Annotated in this window: 16 protein-coding genes; all 16 read left to right on the top strand. The window is 46.4% G+C overall.

The window, feature by feature from the left end:
- Nucleotides 1-18: 18 nt before the first annotated feature.
- The 16 genes from ACFO8Q_RS11820 to ACFO8Q_RS11895 all read left to right on the top strand — a co-directional run bounded on the left by ACFO8Q_RS11820 (nucleotide 19) and on the right by ACFO8Q_RS11895 (nucleotide 16,143).
- On the top strand, nucleotides 19-969 hold the full coding sequence (locus ACFO8Q_RS11820; RefSeq protein ID WP_380025978.1) for a U32 family peptidase: 951 nt from the start codon (nucleotides 19-21) through the stop codon (nucleotides 967-969).
- 4 nt (nucleotides 970-973) lie between these two features.
- On the top strand, nucleotides 974-1,918 hold the full coding sequence (locus ACFO8Q_RS11825) for a sugar kinase (protein ID WP_380025979.1): 945 nt from the start codon (nucleotides 974-976) through the stop codon (nucleotides 1,916-1,918).
- A 20-nt stretch (nucleotides 1,919-1,938) separates the two neighbouring features.
- Entirely contained in the window at nucleotides 1,939-2,586 is a 648-nt protein-coding gene (locus ACFO8Q_RS11830) for a bifunctional 4-hydroxy-2-oxoglutarate aldolase/2-dehydro-3-deoxy-phosphogluconate aldolase (RefSeq protein WP_380025980.1), read from the top strand.
- A gap of 5 nt (nucleotides 2,587-2,591) precedes the next feature.
- Entirely contained in the window at nucleotides 2,592-3,392 is an 801-nt protein-coding gene (locus ACFO8Q_RS11835) for an IclR family transcriptional regulator (protein ID WP_380025981.1), read from the top strand.
- A 77-nt stretch (nucleotides 3,393-3,469) separates the two neighbouring features.
- Entirely contained in the window at nucleotides 3,470-4,372 is a 903-nt protein-coding gene (locus ACFO8Q_RS11840; RefSeq protein ID WP_380025982.1) for a fumarylacetoacetate hydrolase family protein, read from the top strand.
- A 14-nt stretch (nucleotides 4,373-4,386) separates the two neighbouring features.
- Nucleotides 4,387-4,701, top strand: coding sequence for a UxaA family hydrolase (locus tag ACFO8Q_RS11845; RefSeq protein WP_380025983.1), 315 nt, complete (start codon nucleotides 4,387-4,389; stop codon nucleotides 4,699-4,701).
- Nucleotides 4,679-5,854 (top strand): UxaA family hydrolase, encoded by a 1,176-nt coding sequence (locus ACFO8Q_RS11850; RefSeq protein WP_380025984.1) that lies wholly within the window; start codon nucleotides 4,679-4,681, stop codon nucleotides 5,852-5,854. The genes ACFO8Q_RS11845 and ACFO8Q_RS11850 overlap by 23 nt, the downstream gene beginning before the upstream one ends.
- Before the next feature lie 39 nt (nucleotides 5,855-5,893).
- Nucleotides 5,894-7,360 carry an alpha-ketoglutaric semialdehyde dehydrogenase GucD gene (gene gucD / locus ACFO8Q_RS11855; protein WP_380026100.1) on the top strand — a complete coding sequence of 489 codons (1,467 nt, stop codon included), beginning with the start codon at nucleotides 5,894-5,896 and terminating at the stop codon, nucleotides 7,358-7,360.
- Nucleotides 7,361-7,454: 94 nt separating this feature from the next.
- Nucleotides 7,455-8,216, top strand: a complete 762-nt coding sequence (locus ACFO8Q_RS11860; RefSeq protein WP_380025985.1) for an SDR family NAD(P)-dependent oxidoreductase — start codon at nucleotides 7,455-7,457, stop codon at nucleotides 8,214-8,216.
- A 27-nt stretch (nucleotides 8,217-8,243) separates the two neighbouring features.
- Nucleotides 8,244-9,209 (top strand): 3-hydroxyacyl-CoA dehydrogenase family protein, encoded by a 966-nt coding sequence (locus tag ACFO8Q_RS11865; protein ID WP_380025986.1) that lies wholly within the window; start codon nucleotides 8,244-8,246, stop codon nucleotides 9,207-9,209.
- Nucleotides 9,210-9,248: 39 nt separating this feature from the next.
- The gene (locus tag ACFO8Q_RS11870) at nucleotides 9,249-9,854 is read left to right on the top strand and encodes a YitT family protein (RefSeq protein ID WP_380025987.1); all 606 of its coding nucleotides are present in this window, start codon (nucleotides 9,249-9,251) and stop codon (nucleotides 9,852-9,854) included.
- Nucleotides 9,851-10,960: a molybdopterin-dependent oxidoreductase gene (locus ACFO8Q_RS11875; protein WP_380025988.1), complete on the top strand. Its 1,110-nt coding sequence runs from the start codon at nucleotides 9,851-9,853 to the stop codon at nucleotides 10,958-10,960. The genes ACFO8Q_RS11870 and ACFO8Q_RS11875 overlap by 4 nt, the downstream gene beginning before the upstream one ends.
- Entirely contained in the window at nucleotides 10,944-11,666 is a 723-nt protein-coding gene (locus ACFO8Q_RS11880; RefSeq protein WP_380025989.1) for a hypothetical protein, read from the top strand. Before ACFO8Q_RS11875 ends, ACFO8Q_RS11880 begins: the two co-directional genes overlap by 17 nt.
- Before the next feature lie 140 nt (nucleotides 11,667-11,806).
- Nucleotides 11,807-13,681 carry a PrpR N-terminal domain-containing protein gene (locus ACFO8Q_RS11885; RefSeq protein ID WP_380025990.1) on the top strand — a complete coding sequence of 625 codons (1,875 nt, stop codon included), beginning with the start codon at nucleotides 11,807-11,809 and terminating at the stop codon, nucleotides 13,679-13,681.
- Nucleotides 13,682-13,805: 124 nt separating this feature from the next.
- Entirely contained in the window at nucleotides 13,806-15,137 is a 1,332-nt protein-coding gene (locus tag ACFO8Q_RS11890; protein WP_380025991.1) for a four-carbon acid sugar kinase family protein, read from the top strand.
- Complete coding sequence (locus tag ACFO8Q_RS11895; protein WP_380025992.1) at nucleotides 15,121-16,143, top strand: TRAP transporter substrate-binding protein; 1,023 nt, start codon at nucleotides 15,121-15,123, stop codon at nucleotides 16,141-16,143. The genes ACFO8Q_RS11890 and ACFO8Q_RS11895 overlap by 17 nt, the downstream gene beginning before the upstream one ends.
- The last annotated feature ends 53 nt before the right edge of the window (nucleotides 16,144-16,196 follow it).

The following is a 16,196-nucleotide window of genomic DNA, read 5'->3' on the forward strand; positions in this document are numbered from 1 at the left end:
TCGGAAGGAGGCAATCCCTTGAATCAGACAAGAGATACAATCCAAAAACTTGGCTTTCCCGCCGGAGATTGTCATGAATTGCCCACATCTGCCAAGACGTTTCCTGACGGAGCCCAATACCGTGTTGAAATTCCCAGTGTTGAAGGGCCAGCCTCTTTTGAAGCGGTTGTGCAAGCTTGTGAAGATTACGAAGTAGTAATCCACCGAATCTCGCAAGGCAGCGGTATCATGCTCCTTACAGATGACGAGCTCAGCCAAATGGCGGAAATCGGCAGGAGAGAAAAGCTCGAAGTCAGTTTGTTTGTCGGTCCCCGCGGATCATGGGACATTACCCCGATGCAATGGGCCAGTGCCGGGAAAATCGCGGCTCTTAGAGTGCAGGGGATGGACCAGCTGGTTTATTCCATTGAAGATATCAAACGGGCCTGCAGTATGGGAATCCGCAGCATCTTGGCAGCAGATGAAGGTCTCTTATGGCTGGTCAACGAATTTAAGAAAATAGGTGAATTGCCGAATGATTTGGTAGTGAAAATTTCGGTGCAAATGGCTCATTCCAATCCGGTATCGATTCGTCTCATCGAACAAATTGGGGCCGGAACGTACAATGTGCCAACAGACTTGACATTGGCTCGTCTGGCGGCAATCCGGCAGGCGGTCGATATCCCGATCGATATTTATGTCGAGGCGCCGGATGATATTGGCGGTTTTATAAGACATTACGACATCCCTGAGATTATCAGGGTAGCGGCTCCTGTCTATATTAAGTTCGGACTGCGCAACTCGCCCAATATTTATCCGTCCGGAACCCATCTGGAAACGACTTCGGTTGCATTGTGCAGAGAACGTGTTCGGAGAGCCCGACTCGGTCAGGATCTGATCAAACGATATGCACCCCACCTGAAAACATCGGAAAGGGGAGCTGCGGGACTGGCGATTCCTAAGGGACTGGCGGTTCCTGCGGCAAAGTAATGCAATGGACGTTATAACATTCGGAGAAACGATGGTGCTCTTCAATCCGGTATCTGTTGGACCGCTGCGATACGCGGCACAATTTGAAAAAACAATTGGCGGAGCGGAATCGAATGTTGCAATCGGTCTTGCCCGGTTGGGACATCAGGTTGGCTGGATCAGTCGTCTGGGGAATGACGAATTCGGATTGTATGTCCGGAATTTTATTCGCGGAGAGGGAGTAGATACCTCGCGGGTTGTTTTTGATGATCAGCATCCGACCGCCGTGTTTTTTAAAGAACGGCAGATGGGACAGGAGCCCAAAGTCTACTATTACCGCAAAGGATCGGCTGCAAGTCATATGACTCCGCACGATCTGGATCCGGCTTACATTACCCAAGCCAAATATCTGCATGTAACGGGAATCACTCCGGCCTTAAGTCCCTCATGTGCCGATACTGTGAATCATGCGATTGAATTGGCAAATCAAAATCACATCACAGTCGTCTTTGATCCGAATATACGTTTGAAACTGTGGTCAAAAGAAGAAGCACGAGACGTATTAATGGATGTAGCGAGCAAATGTGACATTGTGATGCCCGGGATTGAAGAAGGTGAAATTCTTACGGGAGAAACTGAGCCGGAACATATTGCCGCCTGCCTTTTGGAAAATGGATCCAAGGTGGTTGTGATTAAGCTTGGTGAGCGGGGTGCTTATTACGCTGCTGCCGGAGAAGCTGGGTATGTTGAAGGATTCCCGGTCAAGCAAATTATCGATCCGATAGGTGCTGGGGATGCGTTCGCAGCCGGTTTTCTGTCAGGACTTCTCAGAGGCTGGACTTATAAAGAAGCTGTTCGGCTCGGAAATCAAACAGGTGCATTGGCATTAACTGTTGTTGGAGACGTCGAAGGACTGCCGTTTTGGTCCCAGGTCGACCCCGATCACAATAAGAAAGAAGTATTTCGATAGTTTGGGGAGGTGGAATTTGGATGCTGCCTAAAGTTTCTTTGCTGCAGCGGCTTACCGAAAGCGGTGTGATTGCAGTGATCCGCCGGGTCCCGGAAGAAGCCATGGAACAAGTTGCGGAGAGTCTCGTTGCAGGAGGTGTAACCTCCCTCGAAGTTACCATAGACAGTCAGAGTGCTTTCGCTGTTATACGAAAGCTGTCTGCCAGATTAAAAAACCGGGCGGTTGTTGGTGCAGGTACTGTGATAGACGGTGAATCGGCGCGGCTGGCAATCGAGAGCGGAGCTGATTTCCTGTTCAGCCCCAGCCTCCATCAAGATGTGATCCGAACGGCTTTGCGATACGGAAAAATTGCCGTCCCGGGAGTTATGACTCCAACTGAGATGATAACAGCCATCGAGTGGGGCGCGGATCTCGTTAAGATCTTCCCCGCAGAAGGTCTTGGAGTTCAGTACATCAAGGATATAAAAGCCCCTTTTCCGCATGTGCCGGTGATCCCGACCGGAGGAGTCAATCTTGAGAATGTGGCATCTTTTATTGAAGCGGGAGTTGCCGCGGTCGGGATTGGTGGAAACCTGGTTGACCGGAGAGCAATTGAATCGAACGATTTTGACAAGATTACGGAAATTGCGAAACAATATGTGGAAGCCATTCGGAAGGCGAGGGGGTGAGAGAATTGCCAATTATTCAAGCTGTTGACCGGGCACTTCGGATCTTGGATTTATTTGATGAGCATGAGACAGAGCTTAAGATTACGGATATCAGCGACCGGATGGGATTGCACAAAAGCACGGTTCACTCTTTGTTAAAAACCCTGCAAGTACACGGCTATATTGAACAAAACCCGGAAAACGGAAAATACAAGCTGGGACTGAAATTGTTGGAACGTGGGAATTTCGTGATTCACAGTTTGGACCTGCGGCCAATCGCAAGGAAGTATCTGCTGAATTTGACGGAGCAAACAGGGTTAACTACTCATCTTGTGATTCTTGACGGAAAAGAAGGCGTATACATTGATAAAGTGGAAGGAACTTCCGGAATCGTCGCGTATTCACGTATAGGCCGAAGAGTTCCCATCCATTCCAGTGCCGTTGGGAAAGTGCTGGTCGCTTTTAAAAATTTGGAAGAAATCAAAAAGATTCTTCACGGATATGTTTATACTGTCCACACTGCCAACACCATCACGAATGAACAGGACTTCCTAAAAGAGCTTGAGAACGTGCGTTCTTTAGGATATGCCATTGATAACCAAGAGAATGAACCGGGTGTTCGCTGTGTGGCTGTTCCGATACGAAATCATTCGGGTCAAGTAGTGGCCGCAGCCAGTATGTCCACTCCTATATCAAGTCTTGGTGATCAGCCGGTGGAGAATGTATTGCTCCTATTAAGGCAGGCGGCAGATGAAATATCCCAACAGATGGGATATGGGATTCACCTCTCACGAGAGTTGAAGACGGTGGCAGAACTATTGAGATAAGCTGGTGTCATTTAGACACTAGTAGCTAATGAACAAAACACGGTTTTATAATATAAAACTTTCGGAGGTGCATTTCCATGCGTATTATTCGTTTCTTAAATGAAAACAATCTCCCGACTCTTGCTGTATTGACAGACGCAGATCAAGTTTATCAACTGCGTTTTGCAAACTTTATCGAATTGGTTCAGAAGGCCGATCAGCAAAACACCACGCCGTTTGTGCTGGTGCAATCGGTAATTCAAGAATCTGCTCCTTTGAATGCAGACTTTGATGATTTGCACTTGCTCGTCCCTATCGAAGCGCCCGAAGTTTGGGCATCCGGGGTCACTTATGAAAGAAGCAAAGATGCCCGAAATTATGAATCTACCGGCGGCAAGTTGGATGTTACGACATTCTATGACAAAGTCTATGATGCCGAACGGCCAGAGATTTTCTTTAAATCTACGTCAGCCCGTACGGTAGGACCCAATGACAGCGTTTATTTGCGAAGTGATTCGCACTGGCAAATTCCTGAACCGGAATTAGGTGTCGTGATCAATAAGGAAGGCAAAATTCTTGGCTATACGATTGGCAATGATATGAGTTCCCGTGATATTGAAGGCGAGAATCCATTGTATCTTCCGCAAGCGAAAATATGGAAGAATTCTTGTGCAATCGGCCCTGCGATTCGGCTGGTGGAAACGGTCGAAGACCCATACAAATTCGAAATCGTGTGCCGAATTTTCCGCAATGGAGAAAAAGTGGTCGAAGGGTCCGCAAGTACCGGACAACTCAAGAGAAAATTGGACGAACTCGTATCTTATCTTGTCCGAGACAATGTCATATTTGACGGCACAGTGCTCTTGACCGGAACTTGTATTATTCCACCAAACGAATTTACTCTGGAGGATGGAGATCGAATCGAGATCGAAATCCCGGGGATCGGGGTGCTGAATAACCCGGTCAAAGCGCAAGCGCCTGTAATGCAAAATGTTGGATAAAAAAGGAGGTCCCTATGATCACGACTTACAACACTGTCATGATGAAGCCGCAGGACAACGTGGCAGTTGCTTTAAGCAATATTGCTGCAGGGGCACTCGTTCATGTAGTATGTCAGGACAAAACGTTCGAAATCGTTTTGAAGGATGCGATCGAATTTGGCCATAAATTCGCCGTTGTTCCGATAAAAAAGGGCGAAGACGTCCTTAAATACGGGGAGGTCATAGGGGTTGCTTCTCAGGAGATAGCTGCCGGCGATCATGTACATGTTCACAACGTAGAAGGAAAAAGAGGAAGGGGTGACAAAGTTGAGTACACAAAACTTCCCTAAATTCTGGGGATACAGGCGTCCGGACGGCCGGGTCGGTGTAAGAAACCATGTCCTGATTCTGCCGACGATCACTTGTGCCACCCAAGCGGCAAAACAGATTACGGAGCTTGTTCAAGGGACAGTGTCTTTTATACACCAACACGGATGTGCGCAGGTGGGTGTCGATTATGAACAAACATTTCGTACCTATGTGGGCATGGGGACGAATCCGAATGTGTACGGGGTCGTAGTTTTGGGCCTTGGGTGTGAAACTCATCAGGCTAGATCGGTTGCGGGGGAGATTGCAAAAAGCGGCAAGCCGGTCGAAGTGGTTTCGATTCAGGATCATGGCGGCACACTCGGGGCGATTGCCCAGGGAGCGAGAATTGCGGCGAAAATGGCGCAGGATGCTTCTGCTTTGATGCGGGAACCGATTGATTTCAGCGAACTGATCGTTGGCACAGAATGCGGCGGTTCGGATGCTTGTTCGGGATTGTCCGCAAATCCGGCGGTCGGTGTCGTGAGCGACATGATCGTCGACCGCGGTGGGACTGCGATTTTGGCGGAAACAACCGAATTGATCGGTGCCGAGCATTTGCTCGCGAATCGTGCAGTCGATGAAAGGGTGGCCAAGCGGGTCTATGAAGTGATTGAAGCGATGGAAAATCGGGCAATTGCGATGGGAGTGGATATCCGAACCGGAAATCCAAGTCCCGGGAATCGAAAAGGCGGATTAACCACGTTAGAAGAAAAATCACTTGGAGCGGCTGCCAAGGCGGGTACCCGGCCGCTGCAGGAGTTAATCGAGTACGCCCAAGTTCCAACGAAAAAAGGGCTTGTTTGGATGGATACCCCGGGTCATGACATTGAACAATTGACCGGTATGGTGGCAGGGGGAGCACAAATTGTGCTGTTTACAAGCGGCAGAGGGACACCAACGGGCTCACCGATTGCCCCGGTGATCAAGATTGCAACAAATACCCCGATGTTTGAAAGCATGACAGAAAATATGGATCTGAATGCGGGAACGATTGTTGACGGTATTGAATCGATTGAATCGGTTGGGCAACGGATATTCGCTGAGATTGGGTCGGTCGCTTCCGGAAAACTCACGAAAGCAGAAATTTTGAAACAGTATGATTTTGGGATTTGGCGGATCGGTCCAACGTTTTAACATTACAAATCTGAGGCGGGTGGTTTGAACATGGCGGTAATGAGTTTTGAAACAACGATAAAAACATATTTGAATTATATAAACGGAGAATGGGTGTCCGCTGCTGTGAATCAAGTGGATGCCAGCGTCAATCCGGCGAACATAAATGAAATTGTTGGCTATATACAGAAATCCGGCAAAGAGGATCTGGATAAGGCGGTTGCGGCCGCAAAAAAAGCGCAGGTGCAATGGAGAAAGCTGTCAGGTGCCGCCAGAGGGGAATACCTGTACAGAATTGCCAACGCATTGGAAAAGCGAATCGATGAAGTGGCGGAGACGATGACAAGAGAAATGGGAAAAACTTTCGCGGAAGCGAAGGGAGAAACCGCACGAGGCATCGCGATTTTACGCTATTACGCGGGGGAAGGAATGCGCAAAATCGGCGATGTGATACCTTCCACCGACAGTGAAGCGCTGATGTTTACAACCCGTGTGCCGCTTGGAGTAGTAGGAGTGATTACTCCTTGGAACTTCCCGGTGGCGATCCCCGTATGGAAAATGGCCCCGGCTCTTGTGTATGGAAATACGGTGGTTCTCAAGCCTGCTCAGGAAACGGCTGTTACTGCAGCGAAAGTGATTGAGTGCATGGACGAGGCCGGCTTGCCGGCAGGTGTTGTAAATATGGTGACGGGAAACGGCTCGGTAATTGGGCAAGGAATTATTGATCATCCCGATATCAACGGAATTACATTCACCGGTTCGAACCAGGTGGGGAAAATGGTGGGTCAAGGTGCTCTTGCACGGGGTGCCAAATATCAACTTGAGATGGGCGGTAAAAACCCGGTCATTGTGGCAGCGGATGCCGACCTTGATCTCGCGGTCGAGGCGACGATCAGCGGCGGACTTCGTTCAACCGGTCAGAAATGTACGGCCACAAGCCGCGTCTTTGTTCAGAGTGACGTGTATGATGAGTTTAAAGAAAAGCTGTTGGCGAAAGTCAAAGAAATAAAAATTGGCAACGGACTGGACGGGGACACCTGGATGGGTCCTTGCGCGAGTGAAAATCAGCTGGAGACGGTTCTTTCCTATATCCGGAAAGGGATGGAAGAAGGAGCTACCCTTCTCTGCGGGGGCGGCAAGCCTCAAGATGACGAGCTGCAAAACGGCTTCTATGTGCAGCCGACAATATTTGAAAACGTGACACCGAAGATGACGATTTCACAGGAGGAGATCTTTGGTCCGGTTCTGGCATTGATTAAAGTCGATACGATTGAAGAAGCATTAACCCTGGCAAACGATGTTCCATTCGGGTTGAGTGCCTCCATCTTCACAAAAGACATTGGCAACATGCTCTCATTTATTAATGAAATTGAAGCAGGGCTTGTTCGCATCAATGCGGAAAGCGCCGGTGTGGAATTGCAGGCTCCATTTGGCGGAATGAAACAGTCAAGCTCTCATTCGCGGGAACAGGGTCAGGCAGCCATTGAATTTTTCACATCGATCAAAACGGTGTTTGTTAAGGCCTAGCAAACGAATTGAAAACTTTGCAACTCTTGGCGTGGGTTTACGAACCCACGCTATCCCGCTTTATTTTGCTTAAGGGATGAATGGAGGGAACACTTTGAATTATTTTTCAGAACTAAATGGACAAAAAGTAATTGTCACTGGCGGCAGTAAAGGGATCGGGCGGAATATCGCGCTGGCGTTTGCCAAATTGGGTGCCAAAGTGGTTATTGCCGGACGAGATGAAGCCGCTTTGGAATCTGCGACTGACGAACTAAAAAGTTATCAATCGAATTGTTCCTGCATCGTGGCAGATATGCAGCGCGTTCCCTGTATATACAAAATGATCGATGAAGCAGTGTCTCGTCTTGGAGGATTAGACATCTTGGTGAACAATGCCGGAATCAATATCCCTAAACCTGCCCTGGAGGTAACTGAGGAGGAGTGGGATTGCATTCTCGACACGAATCTGAAAGGAACTTTTTTCTGTTCACAACGGGCAGGAAAGTATATGATTGCACAGGGACGGGGCAAGATTATCAACATTGCTTCCCAGATGGCTTTTGTCGGTTACATTAAGCGTTCCGCATATTGTTCCAGTAAAGGTGGCGTCGTACAGTTAACAAAGGCGTTAGCTGTGGAGTGGGCCTCTTACAATGTCAAGGTCAATGCGGTGGCTCCCACTTTCATAGAAACCGAGCTAACCGCGCAAATGCTGGCCGACAAGGAGTTTTATCAAGATGTGCTAAACCGGATTCCGTTGGGCAAACTGGCTGCTCCCTCCGATGTAACGGGAGCCGTGCTGTTTCTAGCCTCAGATTTAGCTAACTTTGTTACGGGAGATACCATTCGAGTTGACGGAGGATGGACAGCCATCTAATTCGATTTCAAGGAGGGAGGATCAATGATGTCAAATACTGAAAATTTAGCGATACTTGGATCCGGTACAATGGGGTCTTCCATTGCTTTGGCTGCTGCATGGTCAGGGTTAGAAATTACCGTTTGGGGAAACAGTGAAGCGGATATCGTACGTGGAAGGGAAGGCATTGCTGACAAGCTGAATGTTTTACTGCAATATGAGGTGATTGGAACAGCAGAGCGAGCCGAGATCGAATCCCGTGTCACATTTACCTTATCGATGCAAGAATGCATTTCGAACGCAACATTTATTATTGAAGCGGTACCGGAAAACCTCCCCCTGAAACAGGACTTGTTTAAAAAACTGGATGCACAATGTTCGATTGATGTAATACTTGCCAGCAACACCTCCGGTCTTAGTCCGACCGCTATTGCGTTATATACCGAACATCCGGAGCGAACGATCGTAACTCACTTCTGGAACCCGGGGCATTTAATCCCGCTTGTTGAAGTGGTACGTGGAGATCAGACATCTGATCAAACGATTCACCGTTCTTTAAACCTGCTTCGTTCAATGAATAAAAAACCCATTATGGTGCAAAAGGATGTCCTTGGCTCAATCGGAAATCGCCTGCAGTATGCGTTGTTTCGAGAAGCCCAGTACCTGTTGGAGCAGGGAGTTGCCTCGATGGAAGATATTGATGCTGCCGTACGCTACAGCATTGGACGCCGACTCCCTGTAACGGGTCCGTTTATGACGGCTGATATGGGAGGATTGGATGTGTTTGATTCGATTTCAAATTACTTATTTCCCGATCTGAGCACCCATAAGGAGTCATTGGCTGCAATGCGCAGGCTTGTAAGTGAGGGGAAATTCGGTCAAAAGAACGGGAAAGGATTTTATACGTGGACCCCGGAATTATCACAGAAGATGAACGAGGAACGGGAAAGAGAACTTATTGATTGGATCAAGAAAGATTTGCAGAGGGACAGCAAAAACACGACACATGAATAAGCGGCCCGGCGATCCAGGCCTATTGGGGTGAGGGGAATTTTGATAAAAAAATGCTTAACCATATTTGGAGCCATCGTCTTTTTTGCTGTAGGCAATCTTTTGTTTGCCGTCCCCAACAGGATCATGAATGGTGGAGTAACCGGATTGAGTCAAATCGGGTATTATTTGTTCGGTTTCAATATCGGATTCGGAATCTTTTTGCTTAATTTACCATTGTTTATTCTAGCTTTTCTGTTTTATCGAAATCTGTTTTATAATTCGATTCTTTGTATGGCTGCGTCCTCGCTGGTGATTGGTGTGCTTCAGGAACCATTGCTCCGGTTCGGGATCCACAATATTTGGGTGGGGAGCATAGCGGGCGGCTTTTGGATGGGGATTACATTGGGCTTTCTGGCCAGGAGGAATGCCAGCTTGGGCGGAGGTTCGCTGCTGGCTAAAATGCTTCATCAACGGTACGGATTTTCTTTAAGCAAATTGATTTTTTTGCTTGATTGTTCAGTGTTTCCACTGAGCTTGTTCTTAATTGGGGCATATGAGACACTATTTTCTTTGATTCTCACAGCTTGTAGTTCATTGGGGGTCTATGCGGCCGATCGAATTCTGCAATTCAGATCCGGAAATGTAAAGCTGGAGGAAAGTCTATGAACAAACGGAGGGTTTATTTTTATCTCCATCTTTTCCATGGTCTTTTGATCCTTCTTCTGCTGCTTACGGGGGCTGTCTTTTCCATTGATCCTCTGAGAACCCTTTTTGGAGATGCAAAATGGGAAATCAGACAAGTTCATTCGATCCTGGGTATCGTGTATTTCCTGTTTATCCTGTTGTCAATTCCTTATATTGTACAATATCTTCGAAGTTATAAACATTGGCAAAAGACGTTTCATATATGTCTCATGATCTCGCTCGGGCTTGGCTGGACAGTAACCGGTGTTTATCTTTGGATGAATATTACAGCTTATTTGGGAATCCGGCAACTTTCCATCATGGTTCACGATGCTCTTTCCCTGTTTGTGATCCCATGGATTCTGGGGCATATCACTCTTTGGTACCTGCGCAAAACAAAGAAAGTAAAGCGTGCAGGAAATCAAGATCGCGATCGGGGTATTTTGATCCATCGGCGTGATGTAATCATGCTTTTTGGCGGGGCACTCACAGCTTTGGTGTTAGGTGGCATTGTTCGTTGGTACCAGCCGATCTCAGAACGTTTCCTTGCCGGTCTTGATGTTGTAAAAAGGAGAGGTTATTTTCGAATCTATTCAGTACGAAGTGACAATCCCCCCTTTGATCCAACCGCCTGGCGGCTTGTAGTGGACGGACTGGTTGAACAGCCTGGACAATTTTCACTTGATGAACTGATGAAACTGCCCAAACAATCGTATGTCCGTGATTTTAACTGTGTAACAGGCTGGAGTGTAACAGGGGTTGAGTGGGATGGAATCCTTTTCCATGCGGTGGCTGACAGGGTGGGACTGAAACCTGGAGCAAACTATGTGAAGATGTATTCGGCAGATCAGTTATATACAGAAACCTATGAGTTATCACAACTTTTGCAGCAAAATGTGATCTTGGCTTACCGGTTGGACGGAAAGCCGCTAAATGCCGATCAAGGGGCACCTCTTCGATTGTTCCATCCGGATATGTACGGATATAAATCGATTAAGTGGCTGAACCGGATTGAGTTTACTAACGAAAGAGGTTTAGGCTATTGGGAAGAAAAAGAGGGGTATGATTTGAATGGCTACATTGCTTAAATACTCCTCCATACTAGGGATCTGGGTGGGGCTGTTTTATCTTTCATTTACCATGTTCAGCAGCCGTGACGAAGAAGATTTGCTGCGCATTCAAAAGGCCCTGACAAGTTCACAAGCATGGCGCTCTTACTCTTCCACTCAAACAGTTGAATTCGATAACAAAGAGGAATTGCGTATCCGATCCATTTCTCAGCAGGACCCATATTCGGTTTGGGTGACATCGAAAGCAAAGTTAACGGATACGGAAGACTTTCAGTTTGAAGTGTACTTTCAGCCTGAAGTGATCTACGTCCATACTTTAAATTCCAATACCTGGAACAAAACGGATTACACGAGTTCTGTAGCAGGCGAGCTGCAGGGGTTGAAAGATCCTTTTTCATTCTGGCTTCGACTTCTAAAAAGCGCTCACACAATCGAGAAACGGGAAGATGGAAACCGAGGCTCCTATTTCTCCGTAAAGCTCAAACCGTTTCGGGATGAAGTGCATGGTATTCGGTTTGAGGATGTGGAAACGGCTGTCATGCACGTTTGGACAAGAAATGAACCTGTAGGAATTCAGAAAATGGAACTAAACATGAGATTGAAACCGAATATAATTCGCAGATATGATCAGATCACATATCGTATTCAGTTCAGCGATATAAATCAGTCAAAAGGAATCACGCTTCCACAAGAGGCAAAATCCGCTCAAAAGATCAATAAGTAAATAAAGAATCAAGAATTGTTCGAAGGATAGTAATATTTCTATCCTTCTTTTTCGTTTTGTTGAAAATTGAAAAGATTGTCTTGTATACTGGTTGTAGTAAAATGCAACAACTCATTGGGTTGCAAAAAAGAGGGGAACTTATGTCTAAAATATTAGTTATTGCACCGTATCAAGGGCTTAAAGACTTGTTTTTGGAAGTGAATGAGGAATTAAATAAAGACATCTACGTGGAAGTTGGAGACCTTTACAAGGGGCTGTCCATTGCAAAAAGCATGGAGGGGAAAGGCTACGATGTGATCATTAGCCGCGGAGCCACTGCACGCCTTCTGCGGGAAAATTGCGGTATTCCTGTAGTGGAAGTGAAAATATCAGGATACGATATCATGCGGACTTTGACGCTTGTAAAAGGCTATCCCGGCAAGATTGGTCTTATGAGCTATCGTACGATTATCGAGGGAGCGGATGTCATCGGTACGTTGCTCGACATGAATTTAACTTTTTTTCCTATCCGGGAAGACCAAGAGGTGGAGAGCAGAATTAAGGAAGTGATCGACCAGGGCATTCAAGTGATCATTGGGGATGTGATTTCCACCTCGGTTGCTGCCCGGCTCGGATTAAACTCCATTCTGATTACCTCCGGCAAAGAAGCTGTTATGGAATCGATCCGTGATGCCGAACATCTGGCTTTCTATACAAAAAAGGAAAAAGAGCGGATTCAATTGTTAGAAGCAATCATTTCATGCTCCCGGGACGGAATTGTCGCCGTCAATGCTGCTGGGGAAATATATGCCTTTAATCAGAAGGCGGAAGAGCTGCTCGGCATTAATGCGGGACAAGCCTTAGGGAAACGGCCTGAGGAGATCAATCCTCAGCTTCAACTGGATTCGGACATTGAAAGAGAGGGCCAATCCTCCGACGATGTAGTAACACTTAATGGGGAAAAAGTGATGATTAGTAAAAATCCCATTCGATCGGAAGAACAGAGGTTGGGTGCGGTTGCGATCCTGCAAACGGTCAGTAAAATTCAAAAGGTGGAAAGTCAGATCCGTAATAAGTTGGCCGGCGGAGGGTTGCGGGCTCGTATGCATTTTAATCATCTGGTTGCTACTTCGGAAATTATGAAGGAAACCATCCAAGCTGCAAAGCAATACAGCAAAAACAAATTTCCGATTCTTATATACGGGGAAGCTGGAACAGGCAAAACGAGTTTTGCACAAGCGATCCATAATGCAAGTGATCGAAAAGAATTTCCGTTTGTTTTTTTGAATTGTGAATCGTATAAAGAGGAGCAGTTGGAGCTTGAGATTTTCGGATATGAAGGCAATGAAGACAACAAGCGAGGCGTGTTTGAACTGGCGGATGGAGGTACACTATTTATCGATGCGATAGGGAAAATGCCTCTCTCGATCCAGGCTAAGCTGATTAACGTTCTGCAGGAGAAAAAGGTGGTTCGTCTTAACGGCAAAAAGGCGATTCCGATTGATGTCCGTCTGATTGCAGCCAATGCCCAAAATTTAAAGAATCATGTAGCGGATGGTGAATTCAGGGAAGATCTGTTTCATTTGATTAATACAGGCAGTTTGACGATCCCGCCATTACGGGAGCGAAAGGAAGATATAGATGAATTGGTTCGTTGGTTTATAGCATCTCTAAATCCTGCTCTTGGAAAACAGATAGTCGGTTTGCGACCGGAAGTCATGAAGCGGCTTAAAGAAGCGAATTGGCCCGGTAACGTCATGGAACTGAAAAATGTGGTTCGGAAGTTGTGTATCACAGGGAAAGCCCCGTTTATTAAGTTGGAAGATGTTGAATCGATTCTGGATGACCTGTTTAAAGAACGAATTATCTTGCCCGCCGGAACTGGGTTGGACATATCGGGAAAAACTCTCGTACAACTTGAGAAAGAGATCATCACCCAGGTTCTGATCGAGGAAGAATACAATCAGTCGAAAGCTGCCAAGCGTCTGGGGATCAATCGTTCTACTCTATGGAGGAAAATAAAGGATATGGAATAAAATCGTTGCAATATGAAACAACTTTTAGAGAATTAACTATTGAATTTTGCATCTATCTCAAGTAATGTTTTAAATGTAAAGTCAATTCTAAATGTGTTGTTTAGATAAGAAGGTGATGGATTCATTGTCGAGATTAGTCATCATTGCGGATGATCTGACAGGATCGAATGATGCGGGGCTTCAATTTGCGAAACAAGGGTTCCGTACCCTGTCTCTTCTGGATGCGGAATGGAATGATCTTAATAATGATGCTGATGTATGCGTTTTCAATGCGGAAACAAGGTCCTTGCATTCACAGTTGGCTTATGAACGTACCAAAGAGATTGCGCGGCACCTCGATCTGAATCTGGTACCTTATGTGTACAAAAAAATTGATTCTACCATGCGCGGCAATATTGGTGCGGAAATTGATGCCTTGATGGACAGTTTACCTTTTGATCTGGCGGTTGTAGTTCCCGCTTATCCGAAAAATGACCGAAAAACCATTGGCGGATATCACCTGGTGAACCAGATGCTGCTGGAAGATTCAGAGATTGCTCGAGATCCTAAATGCCCTGTTACTCAATCTCATATACCTACTCTTCTCTCCGGACAATCAAAAAGGCCGATAGGCCATGTTGAACTTAAGACCATCAGAGAATCGGGCGCCGGACTTACAGACCGCGTTAGGGATATGGTGGCACAGGGGAATTCCATAATAGTTTTTGATGCTGTTTTTCAAGACGATTTGAAAGCGATTACAGAAGCCGTTTCGACTAGTGGCTTAAAGACCCTCTGGGTGGGATCGGCCGGACTGGCCCACTCCTTGTCAGAGGTAATTGATCTTAAACGGAAAGCAAGAACAGAACAAAAAGAACCGGAAACAAACAGTTTCTTCCCGACGTTTGTTGTTGCCGGCAGTGTAAATGCGATCACCAGACAACAAATTGAAGCTCTGAATGAGCGGGATGAGTTTCAAGTTATCGTCGCAAACCCTTTATCGTTTTTGGAAGATTCCGAAAGGGGAGAAGAGTTAGAAAAAATAACAAAACTTCTAATAGATGTAATAGATAATGGAAAAAGTCCGGTGCTGACCACTGACGTTTCTGAATCAACGAGGCTACCAGTCGGAGAATGGATGAGAAAAAATGGGCGCGACGGTCTGTATGCAGGAAACCAAATTGCTGATTGTTTAGGTAAGTTAGGAGCTATGGTTGTATCGCGGCGGAAGTTGGGAGGCATGGTGCTTACAGGAGGTGATATTGCGTACCGAACTTGTAAGTACCTGCAAGTGAAAGCTTTCTGGATTCTCGATGAAGTGGAAGAGGGGATTCCCTTTTCTCAAGTAATTGGCGGTAGTGCGGATGCTCTTCCAATCATCACCAAAGCCGGTGCGTTTGGAAATCGTTTTTCCTTGGTTCATGCCGTGGAAAAAATAAAAACATACAGGGGGTCTATCCATGAAAAAAGTTTTTAGTCTTTTGGCAGTAGCTTCCATGCTTACTTTAACCGCTTGTGGCAGCGGTGGCGGGGAAAAACAAAACACTTCCGCTTCTTCAGGCGGAAGCGGCAAAGCTGTTGAGTTGAAAATCGGCCATACACTTTCCGATACATCCCATTACCAAAAGGGGATGGAGAAGTTTAAGGAATTGGTCGAGTCCAAAACCAATGGCCAAGTCAAGATCAAAATCTTCCCTAACGGTTCGTTGGGCGGGGAACGGGATATGATCGAAGGCCTCAAGGTAGGAAGTATTGATATGGTGCTGACTTCCACTGGACCTATGAGCGGTTTCGCTCCTGAAGTAACCGTCGTTGACCTTCCGTTCCTGTTCCGTGATGCTGAACATGCACACAAAGTGCTGGACGGAAAAATTGGGACTGAGCTTCGAAACAAAGTTGAATCAAAGCTTAGTGTGAAAACTCTCGCTTGGTGGGAAAACGGATTCCGAAACGTAACCAACAGTAAACGAGCTGTCAATAAACCGGAGGATTTGAAGGGCCTTAAGATCCGTACAATGGAGAACGACATTCATATGGATTCGTTCCGAGCATTAGGTTCCGCTCCGACACCGATGGCGTTCACCGAATTGTTTACGGCTCTGCAGCAAGGAGTTATTGATGCGGAAGAAAATCCGGTGCCGGTTATTATGACGTCCCGTTTCTATGAAGTGCAGAAACATCTGACGATGACTCGTCACTTCTATTCTCCATCCCTTATGCTGATTGCGAAGAGTAAATTTGACGGTTTAACCGATGATCAGAAAAAAGCGATTGAGCAAGCCGCAGTTGAAGCGGGTAAGTATGAACGTCAAGTCGTTCAAGACATGGAGAAGCAATATCTGGGGGATCTGAAAAACAAAGGCATGCAAATTGTTGAAACTCCGGACACCAAGCCTTTCATGGACGCGGTTAAACAGGTGTATGACAAGTATGAACCGAAATTTGGAAAAGAATTGATTGAAAGTATTCGGAATACCAAATAAGAACGCTGAAAGCAAGACTTGGCGGATAGGGAAACCTATCCGCCAATCCATAC

Source organism: Effusibacillus consociatus, assembly GCF_042652925.1.
Taxonomy (GTDB): Bacteria; Bacillota; Bacilli; order Tumebacillales; family Effusibacillaceae; genus Effusibacillus; species Effusibacillus consociatus.

Excerpts from the sequence above, each read along its gene's own strand:
- ACFO8Q_RS11825 (WP_380025979.1), top strand. The coding sequence starts at position 974 with ATGGACGTTATAACATTCGGAGAAACGATGGTGCTCTTCAATCCGGTA.
- ACFO8Q_RS11830 (WP_380025980.1), top strand. The coding sequence starts at position 1,939 with ATGCTGCCTAAAGTTTCTTTGCTGCAGCGGCTTACCGAAAGCGGTGTG.
- ACFO8Q_RS11840 (WP_380025982.1), top strand. The coding sequence starts at position 3,470 with ATGCGTATTATTCGTTTCTTAAATGAAAACAATCTCCCGACTCTTGCT.
- ACFO8Q_RS11845 (WP_380025983.1), top strand. The coding sequence starts at position 4,387 with ATGATCACGACTTACAACACTGTCATGATGAAGCCGCAGGACAACGTG.
- gucD (WP_380026100.1), top strand. The coding sequence starts at position 5,894 with ATGAGTTTTGAAACAACGATAAAAACATATTTGAATTATATAAACGGA.
- ACFO8Q_RS11865 (WP_380025986.1), top strand. The coding sequence starts at position 8,244 with ATGTCAAATACTGAAAATTTAGCGATACTTGGATCCGGTACAATGGGG.
- ACFO8Q_RS11875 (WP_380025988.1), top strand. The coding sequence starts at position 9,851 with ATGAACAAACGGAGGGTTTATTTTTATCTCCATCTTTTCCATGGTCTT.
- ACFO8Q_RS11880 (WP_380025989.1), top strand. The coding sequence starts at position 10,944 with ATGGCTACATTGCTTAAATACTCCTCCATACTAGGGATCTGGGTGGGG.
- ACFO8Q_RS11885 (WP_380025990.1), top strand. The coding sequence starts at position 11,807 with ATGTCTAAAATATTAGTTATTGCACCGTATCAAGGGCTTAAAGACTTG.
- ACFO8Q_RS11895 (WP_380025992.1), top strand. The coding sequence starts at position 15,121 with ATGAAAAAAGTTTTTAGTCTTTTGGCAGTAGCTTCCATGCTTACTTTA.